This is a genomic window from Burkholderia sp. AU16482 (genome assembly GCF_002223285.1).
Taxonomy (GTDB): domain Bacteria; phylum Pseudomonadota; class Gammaproteobacteria; order Burkholderiales; family Burkholderiaceae; genus Burkholderia; species Burkholderia semiarida.
Genome location: NZ_NKEY01000008.1, coordinates 199,890 through 216,770, shown reverse-complemented (window position 1 = coordinate 216,770; position 16,881 = coordinate 199,890). Strand labels below are relative to the sequence as shown.

Genomic DNA, 16,881 nt, shown 5'->3' with positions numbered 1-16,881 from the left:
GGCCGTCATGACGCCGCCGCCGGCGGCAACACGACGTTGAACGTCACGTCGTCGTCGCGCTGCGCGTCCCGGACCTTCAGCGTGATCGTCCACCAGCCGGGCATGCTGAACTTCATCCCCTGCAGCCGATACGCACCGTTTCCGTCGATCTCGACCACGCGGGGGCGCGTCGGCAGACCGTGCCCGTGCTGCGGCATCCCGCCGCTCACGTCGATGCGCGCACCGCGCACGGGCTCGCCCGACGCACGGCTCACGCTAACCGTCCAGACATGGATCCGGTTCAGCGGCGGCGGTGTCGTGGGCGGCTCGAGCGTCACGACGTACGCGCCCGACGCCGTCGTTCGCGTCAACGACAGATTCAGACCCGCGGGAACCGACTGCTCGGCCGGTGCGCCGCATGCGCCGAGCATGGCGGTGCAGCTCCCGGCGAAGGCTAACATGACGATCCGCCGACGAATCGATTTCATTGACATTTCAACGACGCCCGATGCGGCCGCTCGATCACGCGTAGCGGAGCGCATCGACGATCTCCATGCGCGACGCGCGGCGCGCGGGCAGCAACGCGGACAGCATCGACACCACGAGCAGGCCGATCGCGGTGCCGACGATCAGGTCGTTCTCGCCCCACACGCGAATGATCAGCGGCACCGGCGAACGGCCCGGCGGCGTCCACGTCAGACCGCTGACGTTGATGACGCCGGCGAGCAACGCCGCGCTGGCGACGCCGAGCACCGCGCCGATCACGCCGAGCAGCAGCCCTTCGCACAGGAACAGGCGCCGCACGCCGGCGCGGCGCAACCCCATCGCGCGCAGCGTTCCGATTTCGACCGTGCGCTCGAACACCGCCGTGCTCATCGTGTTGCCCACGGTAAACAGCACGATCGCGGCGATCAGCAGTGCGACAAAACCGAACAGTGTCGCGAACATCGCAAGCGCTTGACCATAGAACGGGTTCAGCACCGTGTAATCCACGACTTCCGTGTCCGTACCGGCGAATTTTGTTTTGAGCAGCGTCTCGAGCCGCGCCTTCGCGGCAGGCAAATCCGACGTGTGGCGCAACTGGACGACGATCGCCGTGGCCTTCGGCTGCTCGGTGCCGTACACGAGTCGTTGCGCTTGCGCGAGATGCAGGCCGACGTACATGTCGTCGTATTCCTTGATGCCCTGTCGTTCCGCTTTCACGACCTGCAGTTCCGCCACGTTCGGCGCACCGCGCGCGGTCGCCGCAAGCAGTTCGATCCGCCGGCCGCTCGTCCCGGCGGCCGGCGCCGCGCGCGTTCCCTCGGCAAGGGCCGCGATATCGCCCGGAAGCGGCGAGGCAGGCGTGGCGTCCACGGACTTCCTGGGCGGTTTGCAGTCGGGCACCTTGAGCGGCCCGCACAGTTCGAGTACACGCGCGAGGCCCGTACCGATCACGGCTGCGTCGCCCGTCGTTCCGGTCAGCGCCATCGGCGGGATCGTCACGGGGAAGCGATAGTCGTTCCAGGCGCGCATCCGGTTCTGGTCGTCCACGCGCACGCCGAGCGCGAGCGCGGTACGCGACAACCCCGCGTCGAAGTTGCCCGCGATGCCCTGCAACTGCAGCGTGGGCGTCGCGACGAGCACCATCGTCGCCAGTACCGGGTCGGCCTTCACCGCGTCGATGATCGCTTCGTAGTTGTCGATCCCGTACTCGGAAGGATTGCCGCTGCCGAACTCGTAGAACCCCTTGCGTTCGATCTGCAGGTGGCCGCCGTACTTCACGTAATCGGTTTGCAGACCATACGTGATGTTGCGCGTATAGCCGCCGAACAGCAGCACCGCGTGCGCGCCGACGATCATCGCAAGCAAGGTCGTGATCGAGCGACGGCGGTTGCGCAGCAGATTGCGGAGCGCGAGCGAAAATGTCTTCATGCGAACGCCTCCTGCTCGTCCGTGCGGGTCACGTCGGACACGATCCCGTCGGCAATATGGACGACGTCGTCGCCCGCCGCGATGACCTGCGGATCATGCGACGAAATCACGAACGAGACGCGCCGTTCCCGCTGCAAGCGCCGCATCAGCGCGATGATCTGCTGGCCGGTCCTGCTGTCCAGATTGGCGGTCGGCTCGTCCGCCAGCACGAGGTTCGGCGACGCGACGAGTGCGCGTGCGATCGCGACCCGTTGCCGCTGGCCGCCCGACATCTGTCCCGGACGATGGTGCGCCTTGTCGGCCAGGCCGACCGCATCGAGCATGTCCCGCACCTTCAGCGCCCGCTCGGACTCCGTCAATCGCGTGCCCGCGAGAAGCAGCGGATATTCGACGTTTTCGTGCGCCGTGAGCACCGGCAGCAGATTGAAGTTCTGGAAGACGAAACCGAGCCGGCGGGCACGAAAATCCGACAGCGCGTCGTCCGACAAACGGCCGACCTCTTCGCCCGCCACGACGATGCGGCCGCGATCGGGCCGGTCCACGCACCCGACAAGATTCAGCAACGTCGACTTCCCGCTGCCGGACGCGCCGGCAATGACGGTCAGTCTTCCGTCACGGATGTCGAGCGTGACGTCGCGCAGCGCGGTCACGTTGACGGAGCCCATCAGATACGACTTTTCAACGGCTTCGAGTATTACGGCGTTCATGGTCTCGATGTACGAAGTTGGCAGGCCGCGACAGCACGGTGCAGGACGATCGCGCAGCGCAGAATACCAACTTGCGTGTACGGAAAAACCTGTTCGTTGGGGCAGCGTCCGGGCGCGAACGCGATGCCGGGATGGCATGTCGCGTCCCGCATTCGCGAACAATCACGGCCGGGAGGGACCGTCAACCTGTACCGTCGGACGGCACACGTCGCCGGCCCTTGCGATTACGCTGCACCGTCATCGGCGCGCCGCCCCGGATCGAATCGCGGCCGCGTCTCGTCACGACTTCCGTTCCCAATCGGCATGCCAGTCAAGATCACGCCCTGGTTCATCCTGCATCGCCCGCAACCCGCGGCCACGCACCGGCTGTTCTGCTTCCCGTACGCCGGTGCCGGCTCGCTGCTCTATCGGCGCTGGGCGCTCGATCTGCCCGACTGGATCGAAGTCGTCGCGGTCGAACTGCCGGGACGCCAGACGCGTTTCTCCGAAGCGCCGCCCACGTCGCTCGATGCGATGACGGATGCGTTGGCCACGGCCGCGAGCGGGCTCCTCGACAAGCCATTCGGCACCTTTGGGTACAGTTTCGGCAGTGTCGTCGGTATCGAATGGTTGAAGGAACTCGATCGACGACGGCTTCGCGGGCCCGTTCATGCGTTCTGTGCAGCGCACCGCGCGCCGCATGTCGCACCGCGTCCGCTCTCGATTCATCGGTTGCCGGAACCGGACCTCATCGGTTGGCTGAAAACGATGGGCGGCACACCGGATGCGTTGCTGTCGGAGCCGGACTGGCTTCGGCATTTCCTGCGCGCGCTGCGCGCCGATCTGGCGCTCGCCGAAGGATATTGCACCGATGCGCCATTCGCGTTGCGGTGCGGGCTGACCGTATTCGGCGGCCTGCACGATCCGCATGTCGATATCGACGCGCTGCGCGAATGGCGCCGCTACAGCGACGGACCGTTCTCCCTTCATCGGTTCGACGGCGATCATTTCTTCATCCATGCCCGGGAACGCGAGCTACAGGATCGCGTGGTCGCGACGCTGGCCGCACAGGCATAGCCACGATACGGAGAACCGGTCGCGCCGGCATCGGCTGCGAGGTCATCCCGTCACAGCATCACGCGCTCGATCCCGCCATGGTTGGCGCGTGCGACATAATCGGCCATCCAGTTCTCGCCGAGCACCTGGCGCGCGATCTCGACCACGATGTAGTCCGCTTCGAGATTCGCGTCCTCGCCGTAGCGCGACAGCCCCTGCAGGCACGACGGGCAGCTCGTCAGGATCTTCACGTCCGGGCCGGCCGCGGCCACTGCCGCCGGCGCCGCCGCGTCGCCCGCCACCACCGGAATCGCACGCAGCTTCGCCGCGCCCTTGCGAATCTCTTCTTCCTTGCGGAAGCGCACCTGCGTGGAGATGTCCGGCCGCGTGACCGCCAGCGTGCCCGATTCGCCGCAGCAGCGATCGTTCTTCTCGATCTTGTAGCCGTCCTTCTCCGAACCCATCAGCTCGTTGACCAGCTTCACCGGGTCCATCGTCTTGATCGGCGTGTGGCACGGGTCGTGGTACATGTAGCGCGTGCCCGTCACGCCGTCGAGCTTCATCCCCTTCTCCAGCAGGAACTCGTGGATGTCGATGATCCGGCAGCCCGGGAAGATCTTGTCGAATTCGTAGCCCGCGAGCTGGTCGTAGCACGTGCCGCACGACACCACCACCGTCTTGATGTCCAGGTAGTTCAGCGTGTTCGCCACCCGGTGGAACAGCACGCGGTTGTCCGTCACGATCTTCTCGGCCTTGTCGTACTGGCCCGAGCCGCGCTGCGGATAGCCGCAGCACAGGTAGCCCGGCGGCAGCACCGTCTGCACGCCCGCCTCCCACAGCATCGCCTGCGTCGCCAGCCCCACCTGCGAGAACAGCCGCTCGGAGCCGCAGCCCGGGAAGTAGAACACCGCCTCCGAATCGACGGTCGTCGATTTCGGGTCGCGGATGATCGGCACGATCTTGTTGTCCTCGATGTCCAGCAGCGCGCGCGCCGTCTTCTTCGGCAGGTTGCCCGGCATCTTCTTGTTCACGAAGTGGATCACCTGCTCGACCGCCGGCGGCTTGCCCGTCGTCGCCGGCGGGTGCTGCGTCTGCTTCGTCACGACCTTCTTGAGCATGTCGTTCGCGAAGCGCTGCACCTTGTAGCCCACCCCCATCATCACGCCGCGCGCGACGTTGATCGTCTGCGGATTGGTCGCGTTCAGGAAGAACATGCCCGCCGCGTTGCCCGCGTTGAACTTCTTCTTGCCCATCTTGCGCAACAGGTTGCGCATGTTCATCGTCACGTCGCCGAAGTCGATCTTCACCGGGCACGGCGTCGCGCACTTGTGGCACACCGTGCAGTGGTCGGCCACGTCGTTGAACTCGTCCCAGTGCTTGATCGACACGCCGCGGCGCGTCTGCTCCTCGTACAGGAACGCCTCGACCAGCAGCGACGTCGCGAGGATCTTGTTGCGCGGGCTGTACAGCAGGTTCGCGCGCGGCACGTGCGTCGCGCACACCGGCTTGCACTTGCCGCAGCGCAGGCAGTCCTTCACCGAATCGGCGATCGCGCCGATGTCGGACTGCTGCATGATCAGCGACTCGTAGCCCATCAGCCCGAAGCTCGGCGTGTACGCATTGCGCAGATCGGCGCCCTCGAGCAGCTTGCCCTTGTTGAAGCGGCCGTTCGGGTCCACGCGCTGCTTGTACGCGCGGAATTCGGCGATCTCGTCCTCGGTCAGGAACTCGAGCTTCGTGATGCCGATCCCGTGCTCGCCGGAAATCACGCCGTCGAGCGAGCGCGCGAGCGTCATGATCCGCGCGACGGCCGCGTGCGCGTCCTGCAGCATCTCGTAGTTGTCGGAGTTGACCGGGATGTTCGTGTGCACGTTGCCGTCGCCCGCGTGCATGTGCAGCGCGACGAACACGCGCGCGCGCAGCACGCGCTTGTGGATCGCCTGCGCTTCGTCGAGGATCGGCTTGAACGCGCCGCCGTTGAAGATCGCGCGCAGTTCCGCGCGGATCTCCTGCTTCCACGAGATGCGCACCGTGCGGTCCTGCGTGACGTGGAACACGGTCGCGCCCGGCTGCTCGTCCGCGCGATCGGCGAACTTCTCCGCGAGCGCCTCGTAGCCGAGCTGCACCAGGTAGTGCTGCGCCTCGCGCAGCGGCTGGTCGAGCCGGTCGCGCACGAATTCCCAGCGCGCGCGCACGCGCTTGAGCAGCTCCAGCGCCTGCTGCACGCGGTCCTCCAGCAGTTCCGCGCTCGGGATCTCGTTCGCGTCGTCGGTCTTGCCGAGCGGCAGGTTGCCGCCACGGAAGAACGCCTCGAGCGCGTCGACCAGCTGCAGCTTGTTCTTCAGCGACAGCTCGATGTTGATCCGCTCGATGCCGTCGGTGTACTCGCCCATCCGGTTCAGCGGGATCACGACGTCCTCGTTGATCTTGAACGCGTTCGTGTGCTTCGCGATCGCCGCCGTGCGGCTGCGGTCGAGCCAGAAGCGCTTGCGCGCCTCCGCGCTGACCGCGACGAAGCCTTCGCCGCTCTTGCCGTTCGCCATCCGGATCACTTCGGACGTCGCGTGCGCGACCGCGTCGGCGTCGTCGCCGACGATGTCGCCGATCAGCACCATCTTCGGGAACGCATTGCGCTTGCTCTTGGTCGCGTAGCCGACCGCGCGCAGGTAGCGCTCGTCGAGGTGCTCGAGGCCCGCGAGGATCGCGCCGCCCTGCTTCGAGGTCTCGAACAGGTAGTCCTTGATCTCGACGATGCTCGGGATCGCCTCGCGCGCCTGGCCGAAGAATTCGAGGCAGACGGTGCGCGTGTGCGCGGGCATCTTGTGCAGCACCCAGCGCGCGGACGTGATCAGCCCGTCGCAGCCTTCCTTCTGCACGCCCGGCAGGCCGGCGAGGAACTTGTCGGTCACGTCCTTGCCGAGCCCTTCCTTGCGAAAGCGCCGGCCTTCGATCTCGAGCATCTCGGTCTTCAGCAGCTTCTCGCCCGGCGCGTACGCGCCGTCGAACCACTTCAGCTCGAAGCGCGCGACCGCGATGTCGTGGATCTTGCCCTGATTGTGCTCGTGGCGCGTGACTTCGAGCCAGTTGCCGTCCGGGTCGACCATCCGCCACCAGGCCAGGTTGTCGAGCGCGGTGCCCCACAGCACGGCCTTCTTGCCGCCCGCGTTCATCGCGACGTTGCCGCCGATGCACGAGGCGTCGAGCGAGGTCGGATCGACCGCGAACACGTAGCCGGCCGCTTCCGCCGCTTCGGTCACGCGGCGCGTGACGACGCCCGCGCCGGAGAAGATCGTCGGCACCTTGTGCGCGACGCCCGGCAGCTCGGTGAGCTCGACCGCGCCGAGCTGTTCGAGCTTCTCGGTGTTGATCACCGCGGAGAACGGCGTGAGCGGCACCGCGCCGCCCGTGTAGCCGGTGCCGCCGCCGCGCGGGATCACGGTCAGGCCGAGCTCGAAGCACGCCTTGATCAGCGCGGCGATCTCGGCTTCGGTGTCGGGCGTCAGCACGACGAACGGGTATTCGACGCGCCAGTCGGTCGCGTCGGTCACGTGCGACACGCGCGACAGCCCGTCGAAGCGGATGTTGTCCTTCTGCGTGCAGCGGCCAAGCGCCTTGGTCGCGCGGCGGCGCAGCTCGGCCATCTTGTCGAATTCGTCGGCGAACTCGTCGACCGCGCGCTGCGCCGCCGCTTCCAGCATCTCGACGCGCGATGCGCGCTCGCGGCCGGCGGCGTCGTACCATCCGCTCACACTCACCCGGCGACGTCTTGCAATTTCGGACAGCCGGTCATGCAGCGTGGCGATCAGGAACGCCCGACGCGTTCGGTTATCGAGCAAGTCGTCCTGCAGATACGGGTTGCGGCGCACGACCCAGATGTCGCCGAGCACTTCGCAGAGCAGCCGCGCCGAGCGGCCCGTGCGGCGCTCGGCGCGCAGTTCGTCGAGCACCGACCACGCCTCTTCGCCGAGCAGGCGAATCACGATCTCGCGATCGGAAAACGACGTGTAGTTATACGGAATATTGCGCGACGGTTCATGTAATCCTGCTATTGCCCGAACACGATCTAGCAAATGTACGCTTGGCAGTCGGGCATTCATTGGCGTCTATGAAATGAATGATGATGCGATCGAGAACCACGCTCGGGAAAGCGGAATCGTATTCGGCAGGCAGCAGGCAAACTAAACGGAAATGGCGGTCCAGACCAGATCGAACGCACTCTTCAGGATCATCGCCGTGGCTATGCCGATCAACGGAGGCGCAAGCACCCCGGTCACGCACAGCAGGACACGGCCCGGGACCGGCAAGCCCGGCCGCTTCCATGCGATATAAAGCGCGGCAGGCGGCAGAAAGAGAATCGACAAAATATAGGCTTTGTACGTCAACCCATGACGCGCGACAAATGCCTTGACCTTTTCCTTGAAAGACATTCCCGAACTCTCCTAGATCAATCCCAGACGGCTAACCTTCGCCACCGCCTGCGCCCTGTTCGAAACACGCAGTTTTTCATACACATTCGTCAGATGAAACTTGACCGTTCTTTCCGACATCGAAAGTATTCGGCCAATTTCCCACGCAGTCTTGCCTTCGACTACCCATTTGATTACATCGGATTCCTTTCTCGTGAACTGAATCCTGTTCGGGTCCGCGCAAGCATCCGGCTCGAAGCCTGCCGCAGGTGATTCCGCGGCTTCCCGGCTCTGTCTCGCAATCTTCTGGGTCAGTGCTGCATGCAAATGCATGGCAATGAGACTGACGAGCAACGCCGAATGCAACGTCGTGTCTTCGCACTTCAACTGCAAGACGGTCCGAATGGCCGTCGAATCGCCGGGCGGCGCGCCAATACAAGCGACCACCCCCTGCCCGCGCATGTATGACGCGACATCGTTGACCTGCGCATCGCGTTGCGGCAATTCCCCGTCGAGATCGCGCCAGCGAAAGGTATGATCCTGACGATCCGACAAGGCGAAGCAACTCAAATATCGATCAATGTCGATCCCGGCTCCAAACAGCGTCAGGCCTCGTCGGGTTCCGGCGTCGTTCGCGGCACCATAGCGATATATCAGTCCGTGAGAAGCTGCATCGCCGCTTCCTCCATGCAAAATCAAACACTTGTCGAACGGAATCACTCGTCCAATTTTTTCCGCGAGCTGATCGATCCCCTCGGTCAAACCGTTGGGACGAAGAATCTCGCCGATGATGCGAGAAAAGGTCTCCAATTTTCCGGGCCCTTATTGAAAAGACAAGGTTCTTGATCGTCGACGCGCCGTGGCAACCCGGTTTATTTACCCAAGCTTCAAGACCGTAACGGATTGCCGGCACCTGGCGCTTACTCCCTGTACATCGGCACTGGCCAATATTCGATGACAACATCAAGTCAAGCATCGCTCGCGATGCCATGCTTCCAGAACAAACATTTGTCAAGGAGTACGGATCAACGACGCCGAATGATTAACATCTGAATTATTAACATGCCAATTATTGAAACCGGACTTCACATGCCCTAATGACAGAACGATTTCATCCACGCGCGCGATGTCGAAATGTATTCATTCACCAGCCGCAAGCCAGACAATGGCCAATTGAAGAGCCGGCGGCTGAACTTCACGCCTAGACTTCATTCTCTAAACCTGGCGCTGCGCAAGTATATCGGAGGACAGAAGACAGAAACATTACCTTTCGAAAAAAATATGTAATGAAGCTTTCTATCTAGTTACAGCAAAAATTCGAATTTTGTTTCATGCCTGCGACAAACTGACGCACGTCGTTTCAATATCTCGACATCAAGCGCGATTTTGCAGAAGCCACGGCCCGATCGAGCTAGAAAACTTTACAAATCTCCGTGATTTCAATTTCGCATGCTCGTATAGTTCCGTCGATTATTTACATCGTTTGAATTTGCGACAGTCAATTGCCACGCCGATAATTCAGGAAAATCGATTGATCCGATCCTGCTGCCTGAACGCAGTCAAATCTTCCCCGTCCGTTCGAATATTCCCTGACTGAATCGGCAAAAAATCCTGATTCACGCAACCAGCCGGTCGACGCATCTCGCGACACCCGCTCCTGATCGATCGAACGGCGGGCACATCGCCGGCGTGGCGACAGCGACAAACCGCGTACTGCCATCGGTCGACAGTATGCGAACGGCGCTGCATCCGGCGCCGGCCAGTATGGCCGGGCATGCTGGCACCGCATCTGTATCCGTGTGCTCGTCGGTACCGCTAGCCAGTTCACGAATGCCCGCCCGACGGGCGTTTCGCCATCGCGCGAAGGCGGCCCTCGAACTTGTGCAGCAACATCGACGCCGTGGCCGCAAGGCCGATGGCGAGTCCGCTCCATATGCCATAGATGCCGTATCCCAGCAGCACACCGGCCACCCAGGCGACCGGCAGACCGATGACCCAGTATCCGACGATCGATATCCGGAACGAACTCGTTACGTCACCGAGCCCTCGCAAGATGCCGACGCCGATGTTCTGACTGCAATCGAAGATTTGCAGCAGTGCCGCGATCGTCAGCAGCCCGCCGGCGAGTCGCAGCACTTCGGCACTCGCGGCCACCCGGTTATCGAGAAACGGCGCAAGCACGCGCGCCGGTGCGACCAGATATGGCAGCGCGACGATCACCATGATCACGACGCCCGACGCGAGCCCGGTATAGCCGAGTCGACGCGCCCCGCGATAGTCGTGCCGTGCACACGCATGGCTGATGCTGATCGACGACGCATGAGACAAGCCGACGGAAATCATGAACACGATGTAGATCACCTGATTCACGATTGTCTGGGCGGCGAGCGCATCGGCGCCGAGCGTCCCGATCACGAGCGTGAGGACGGTAAAGAACGCTGCCTCCGATCCATAGGTTGCCGCAATCGGCAAACCCATCCGCCACGTCCGCGCCAACGTATCGGCATCGGCACGCCAGACGGCGAGCGACAAGTGTTCGGACAGTTCCGGCCGGCGCCTAGCGATCGTCAGGAACGCGATGAAGGAAAGCAGGTACACGCAACTGGTTGCGCACGCAATGCCGATCAGGCCGAGCTTCGGAAATCCGAACCTGCCGAACATCAATGCATAGTCGAGCGCGGCGTTGACGACGATCGATACGATCGTGATCGCCAATAGCGGCCCAGGCCTGCGCAATCCGACGGTATATTGTCGAAGCACCTGAAACCAGAGACACGGCAACATGCCGGGCGCGGCCGCCGCCAGATAGAACGACGCTTGCCGCGCGACGTCGGGGTCCTGACCGAGCCAGACAAGCGGCTTTTCGATGCACAGCATCATCAATGCAAACACCAGTGCCGCAAGCGTCGACAACGCAAAGCCGGACCGCACCAGCCGCATGATTTCCGCATGCGCGTGCTGGCCGTTCGCGAACGCGACGAGGTTGCCGGTTCCCGTCACCAGCCCGGTTCCCATCGTCCGGAACTGGTTGAAGATCGTCAGCGCGAGACCGCCAGCGGCGATCTCGCGCGGGCCAAGCATCCCCATCATGACGATGTCGGTGGTCGTCAGCGCCACCTGTGCGAGCTGCGTGAGAACGAGCGGAGCGGCAAGCACGCCGATTTGTCTGGCATCGAGCCAGACTTGCCGATGAAGTTTCATACGGCGCGGGAAAATATCGATTCAAGTTCGTGAGCAACCGACTCGTCGAGCAGATTCCGCTCTCGCATCCAGTCGTCGTTGAACACCGTGTCCAGATATTTCTCCCCGCCGTCACAGACCAGGGCCACGAGTGTCGCACCCGCGGGCAGCGAATCGAACATCTTCAACGCGTGCCAGACGACACCGCCTGCCGAGCCGCCGACGAGCAGCGACTTCTTGCGTGCGATATAGCGTGCTGTATTGAATGCGGCCGCGTCCGTCACTTTGAAGCCTTCGTCGAGCAACGCATAGTCGACCAACGCGCCGATCTCGGCGCCGGGCGGTGTCCCGGTGCCGGACTGATAATACGGCCCGCCTTCGCCGCCGAAAACGATCGAGCCGACGGGCTCGACGCCGACGACTCGCGGCGCCGGGCCGGTCGCGAGCAGTTCCCGCGCAGTGCCGAACAGCGACCCGCCGGTGCCGACCGCACCGACCAGAAAGTCGATCCGGTCGCCAAGAATGTCGCGCAGCTCATGTGCCAGCCCGCGATAACCGTTACCGTTCGCGGGATTGTTGTGCTGCTCCGTCCAGATGCCGTCCGGATCGTCGGCCGCCATGCGTTTGGCAAGTGCGTCCCGGTCCGCCGTCGCGATCTCGTCGCCGTCGCTCACGTAGACGAGCGCCGCGCCGAAGGCCTGCATCGCGCGCAACTTGTCTTTCGATGCGTGACGATCCACGACCGCGGTGAACCGATAGCCGCGCTCGGCCGACAACAGCGCGAGCCCCATGCCCGTATTGCCGGAGGTCGATTCGATCACATGCCCGGCCGGCCGGAGACTTCCGTCCCGTTCGGCTTCGTCGAGCATCTGCCTTGCCATCCGGATCTTGGCGCTGCCGGTCGGATTCGTCGACTCGAGTTTAAGCAGGATGCGCGCGCCGTTGGCGCCGCGAATCAATTCGAACAACGGCGTGTGGCCGACAAGATCCGATACCTTCGACACGATCGCAGGTACGGTGATCGTGGCTTGCTCACCGAGAAAGCGTACATTCATGGTCAGGCTCCCGGAAACTGGAAGAGGCGATCGACGCGCCAACGCGGCCGTGCGCCGTCAAGTGTCAAGACAAGCTTGGGGGGAAGCGGCAACTCGTGAAATGAAGATTCGTTCGAATCCATCTGGTAGCCGGCCGTGTTTGGGTAGATCAGCAGATCGCCGGGTTCCGGGCGCTGCCCGAATGCGATCTTGCGCCAGGTCAGCATGTCCGAATCGAGGCAGCTCGCCCCGCCGACACAGGCGCGATAAGGCGCGCCCGTGCGCGGAGATCGCGAGGGCTCGCGCGTCACGCTCAGCAGTTCCGGATCGGGCAGGAATTCGCTGGCGAACCATTGCTCCGAGACGCTGAAGCTCGTGCCATTGACGGTCGCGATGCCATAGTCGCCGCAGTCCTTCACGCCCTGCACGGCAAAGACCGTGAATCCTGCCTGATCCAGCAGTGCACGCCCCGGTTCCAGCATGATTTTCAGGCCATACTCGCGGACCAGTTCGGCGAGCGTTGCGGACTCCGTGTCGGGAGTGCCCGCCAGGATTGCATCGAGCATCCGCGCGCCGCTGCAGGCAGAGTGATACGGATAGAAGCCGCCGAATACCTTGTTCGCGTGGTAATCGTCCGGCCGGTGTGCGCGCTGGAATGCGCGCCAGTCGCTCTCGCTGGCGTACGACATCGCGAAGCCGCCGCCGATATTGATCGTGTTCGGCGCAAGGCCGAGTTCACGAGCAGCCATGCACGCACGCATCGCCATCGCGGCCTGATTGCAGCGCTCCATCGCGCTGTACCCGGACAGATGAAACGAGAACCCTTCAAGGGCGACCGACGCCTGCGTCGCGGCACAGGTCGACAGCGCAACGCGCAGCGCCTCGGCACTCAATCCGAATCGACTATCGCCTCGTGCCCTGGGCGCCATGCGCAACAGAATGCGCGCGGTCCGCCTGGCCTGTCCCGAGATCGCGATCAGCCGATCGAGTTCCTCCTCGCTGTCGATCGCGATCAACGCATCGTGCGAAACCGCGAGCCGCAGCAGTGCCTCCGACTTCGACGGCCCGGATACGCCGATATCGGTCCCGCACACCCCGGCGGCCAACGCTTCCGAGAATTCGCCCGTGCTCGCGACGTCGACGCCGATCCCGGATGCCGCGGCCGCATGCGCGAAGCATCGCGCCTTGTTCGCCTTCTTCGCATAATAGATGCGCCCCGACACCTGGCGATCGTCCAGTACGCGCTGAAATTCGGCGACATTGCGCGCGAAGCGCCCGGGAAACAGGAAATGAACGGGTGCGTCGAAGCCATCGACAAGATCGCGGATCATCGCCTGATGTCCGTCCACGAAATCGCGCAGTAGCGGATCCCACAACGCGGGCAATCGGGGAATATCCGTCACCATAGTTCGACTTCCCGACCGAGCCTTTTCGCCAGCGCGGCATCGGCCAACACGCGCCCGAGCGCGATGTCCGTCACGATCATTCCGCTGTTGAACGCGTAAACGATATCGGTGTCGTTGCGCCGTGCAGGCTTGCGGCCCAGCAGTATGTCCGGCAACTCGGCGTCGACAGCAGGCAGTTTTCCGGCTTCGTCCACGAGATCGGCGCCGGTCACCTGCATTTGCGCCTCGCTCGTCGCGATGCGGTAATCGGCGCAATGCAGCGCGTCAGCATGAATTCCGTATCCGACCAGCAGCGCCAGCGCGCCCGGCTTCAGCGCCGCGTGCCGCACGGCCTCCGATACACCGGCGCCAGCCACGCCCAGCACGATGTCGGCCTCGTTCGCGGAGGCGACGAGATCCTTCGACACTTCGATGTCACGATCCGGGTGAAAGCGCTTCAGCGTATTGCGCACGGCGTCGATTCCTGACTCGTAGTGACCGTGCACGATCACGCGCTCGATGTCCGGCAATGCGGTGAGCAGGAACGGCGCCGCCATCCGCCCCTGCGTGCCCGTGCCGACGACGAGGGCCGTTCGCGCCCGCGGCGCCGCTGCGCGCGCGATCAGGGCCGACACCGCCGGCGTGCGCAGCGACCCGACAAGGCTGCCGTCCATCAGCGCGACAGGCAGGCCCGTTTCGTCGTCGAACAGCAACAACGTCGTGTAGTACTTCTGAAGTTCGCGGTTATGTTCCGGATCGAACTTATACGACGTCTTGAAACCGACCGTTCTGCGTCCACCGTCTCGACCCAGCATCGAGTACGCGACGGAATGCTTGTCCGCCGGCTGGCTCATCAGCTTGCGCGGATTGTCGGATTCGCCGGTGCCGAGGCCAAGGTATGCCCGTTCGACGGCTTCGAGCACCATCGATGGGTCGTAGTCGAGTTCGTCGATCGTGCGCTTGCCAAGCACCAGGAGTTTCGAGGGTTGCGTCGCGAGCCGCGGCCGAATGTCCGCGTCGGGTTTGGCGTCATCTGCCATCGTGGATATCATCGTATTCACTCGTGTCTCACCGGATTTCACGTATCGAAGGGGCCTGCCGCATGCATCGTGCAGGTTGACTTGAACATGGATGTAACGGGGCGACGCCGGTGGACCGGATCGCCTCGTCGCCGTGCCATTCATCGTGTGCAATGGGTTTCGACATCGGCCATGAATCGGACGGATCGATCCCGTCGAAAAGAGTCATTTGTTTCCCTCGTGTGAAATCCGGCACTCGCCTGTCTGACATCAGGCGAATACGCTGCTTTCGGTGTCGACGACCGATGCACCGCGTGGTGCATTTCGCGGTCGTCTTCTCTCGATATTGTTCGGTGGAGCTGAATCGGATGTGTCGGTCGACTGGCGACACGTTCCATTACCGCGGGTGCTTCATGCTTAGCGGCGTATTCATCATGCGATCTCGTTTCTCGAAGGTCGGATTACAGGTAATAAAAAAGTAATTTACAACCGTTTCATTTTTCATCGAACCCATTCTTATAATTTCGCAATCCGAATCAATTGAATTATAAAATGCATCATTGGCGTCAATTCGAACCACAAGATGACTCGCAATTGACGCTGATCAAGTAATCATCGCTTCGATAACGAAAATACCGTGCTTCGCCTGCGGTTCATCAGGCACGAGCTGACGAGTTCAGAAAATTCGGCGGGATTCTCCCAACGTCGGCATAGCTGCTTTGCAGGCGGCCTCAAGGTCACATCAATCTGAAACCCCATCAACGTCGAGGGTGGCGGCCGACAGAGAATGGAAATCGCTCGTATTTATAAACCAGCCACCACTTTTCTTGCAAACACTTTATTCAATCATTTCAAATACCTTTACGGCGATCGTCATTGAGCTATGAAAGTGAAAATTGCGACCGATAGCTGCTTGATAGCAGAATCGAAAGGCCCGGCTTGCGCGCCGGCATCAGGTTGCTGCGCCTGTCAATGTGCGGCCCGGGCATCCAGGCGTGAAGAGATACGGAAACACCGGACAAGGCGGGCTCATCCATTCCACGGCGCTCCGATGTCACTCGACATGCCGCCTGGACGATAGGCTCCTTGAAGTCGCCAAAGCGCCCCGCATCGGGGGCCGCCGAAATGTTCGGGGTGGATACGCCGTTCCGGTGTCCCCGGCCCGATGGCCGTCTCCTTTCGGCGTCGAGTTCAGTCGAGCGCCCACTTTTTTATTTCTGTCATCCTAATCAATATCGATGCACTCATGCTGCCGTGTTTCGACATGAGGCACCGCGCACGACACATCGCGTTTCCCCAATAGAAAAGCCCGGCCCGCATCGAAGCGGGCCGGGCCGTGACGCGATGCGTGCTACTTGTTACAGCGCGCCGCCTTGCGCCGACGCCGAGCCCTTCACGCCAACCGACGCGCCGCCCTGCACCGAGTTCGTCGCGCCTTCGAGCGCCTCGCCGGCCTTCGCCTTCGCGCCGCCGGCGACGTCGCCCGCGGTCGACACCGCGCCTTGTGCATGGCTCTTCGCCGAGGCCGCGACGCGCTTCACGTGCGACTTCGTCGCGTGGACGGCCGATGCCGCCGCATCCTTCGTCGCGCCGGCCGCCGAACCGACCGCCTGCGTCGCGCCGCCGACCGCCGCGCCGGCTGCCGAGCCCACGCCGCCGACCGTCTTGCCGACGCCGTTCAGCGCGCCGCCGACGACATCGCCCGCGCCCGAACCCGAACCTGCCGCATTCGCGCCGCCGCCGGCCTGCACACCCACGCCGCCGCCGAGCAGCGGCGTCTGGACCTGGGCGCCGACGCCCGCGGAACCCTGCGCACCGGTCTGGGCTGTCTGTGCGAATGCAGCCGAAGTCGCCATCGCCGTCAGAGCGGCACCCAGCAGAATCGTGCGAATCGTGTTCATGGTCATTCTCCCCAAAGACGTTGTTGCTGCGGGCCGCCTTCGTGCGGCTTGTCGCATGCCTCGCCGCGACATGCGGCAGGTGGAGCTAATGTAGCGGCGGCGGCGTGCAAAACGATCGAATTGCGGGGACTGTTACTTCCGTTGCAAATGCTGACGATTGACTCACACTGTTTGACAATCGGAGGGTTGCGGCGGGGCGGCCGCTCTATTCGACGATGGACGGGCGCAGTCCGGGCCGGCAGACGTGCTTCATGCCGGCCGCCTCATCTGCATTCCGAAGGATGAGGATCGCGTGGCCGTCGATGCGGCCGCGTCACGATG

12 protein-coding genes are annotated in these 16,881 nt (G+C 63.2%); 1 reads left to right on the top strand and 11 read right to left on the bottom strand.

Translation table 11 applies throughout. The features are described 5' to 3' along the window. Positions 1-5: 5 nt before the first annotated feature. The 3 genes from CFB35_RS30415 to CFB35_RS30405 form a co-directional block, all read right to left on the bottom strand. Positions 6-350, bottom strand: a complete 345-nt coding sequence (locus CFB35_RS30415; RefSeq protein ID WP_256940242.1) for a FixH family protein — start codon at positions 348-350, stop codon at positions 6-8. 151 nt (positions 351-501) lie between these two features. After that, a complete protein-coding gene (locus CFB35_RS30410) occupies positions 502-1,893 on the bottom strand; it encodes an ABC transporter permease (RefSeq protein ID WP_089466010.1) in 1,392 nt (463 codons plus the stop codon). After that, positions 1,890-2,600 (bottom strand): ABC transporter ATP-binding protein, encoded by a 711-nt coding sequence (locus CFB35_RS30405; protein ID WP_089466009.1) that lies wholly within the window; start codon positions 2,598-2,600, stop codon positions 1,890-1,892. The genes CFB35_RS30410 and CFB35_RS30405 overlap by 4 nt, the downstream gene beginning before the upstream one ends. A 123-nt stretch (positions 2,601-2,723) precedes the next feature. Between CFB35_RS30405 and CFB35_RS30400 the strand changes: the two genes are divergently transcribed. Beyond that, complete coding sequence (locus tag CFB35_RS30400) at positions 2,724-3,656, top strand: thioesterase II family protein (RefSeq protein WP_081083323.1); 933 nt, start codon at positions 2,724-2,726, stop codon at positions 3,654-3,656. Positions 3,657-3,706: 50 nt separating this feature from the next. Here the strand turns inward: CFB35_RS30400 and CFB35_RS30395 are convergent, their stop codons facing one another. The 8 genes from CFB35_RS30395 to CFB35_RS30360 all read right to left on the bottom strand — a co-directional run bounded on the left by CFB35_RS30395 (position 3,707) and on the right by CFB35_RS30360 (position 16,560). After that, the gene (locus CFB35_RS30395; RefSeq protein WP_373453027.1) at positions 3,707-7,732 is read right to left on the bottom strand and encodes a DUF3683 domain-containing protein; all 4,026 of its coding nucleotides are present in this window, start codon (positions 7,730-7,732) and stop codon (positions 3,707-3,709) included. Positions 7,733-7,813: 81 nt separating this feature from the next. Continuing rightward, positions 7,814-8,062 (bottom strand): hypothetical protein, encoded by a 249-nt coding sequence (locus CFB35_RS30390; protein ID WP_089466008.1) that lies wholly within the window; start codon positions 8,060-8,062, stop codon positions 7,814-7,816. 12 nt (positions 8,063-8,074) lie between these two features. Next, positions 8,075-8,851: a LuxR C-terminal-related transcriptional regulator gene (locus CFB35_RS30385; protein WP_256940240.1), complete on the bottom strand. Its 777-nt coding sequence runs from the start codon at positions 8,849-8,851 to the stop codon at positions 8,075-8,077. Between the two features lie 1,014 nt (positions 8,852-9,865). Next, positions 9,866-11,242 (bottom strand): MATE family efflux transporter, encoded by a 1,377-nt coding sequence (locus tag CFB35_RS30380; RefSeq protein WP_089466007.1) that lies wholly within the window; start codon positions 11,240-11,242, stop codon positions 9,866-9,868. Further along, the gene (locus CFB35_RS30375; RefSeq protein WP_089466006.1) at positions 11,239-12,276 is read right to left on the bottom strand and encodes a cysteine synthase family protein; all 1,038 of its coding nucleotides are present in this window, start codon (positions 12,274-12,276) and stop codon (positions 11,239-11,241) included. The genes CFB35_RS30380 and CFB35_RS30375 overlap by 4 nt, the downstream gene beginning before the upstream one ends. A gap of 2 nt (positions 12,277-12,278) precedes the next feature. Beyond that, on the bottom strand, positions 12,279-13,661 hold the full coding sequence (locus CFB35_RS30370) for an alanine racemase (RefSeq protein WP_089466005.1): 1,383 nt from the start codon (positions 13,659-13,661) through the stop codon (positions 12,279-12,281). Then, positions 13,655-14,824 (bottom strand): ornithine cyclodeaminase family protein, encoded by a 1,170-nt coding sequence (locus tag CFB35_RS30365; RefSeq protein WP_256940246.1) that lies wholly within the window; start codon positions 14,822-14,824, stop codon positions 13,655-13,657. Before CFB35_RS30365 ends, CFB35_RS30370 begins: the two co-directional genes overlap by 7 nt. 1,193 nt (positions 14,825-16,017) lie before the next feature. Beyond that, on the bottom strand, positions 16,018-16,560 hold the full coding sequence (locus CFB35_RS30360) for a hypothetical protein (protein ID WP_089466004.1): 543 nt from the start codon (positions 16,558-16,560) through the stop codon (positions 16,018-16,020). Positions 16,561-16,881 lie beyond the last annotated feature (321 nt).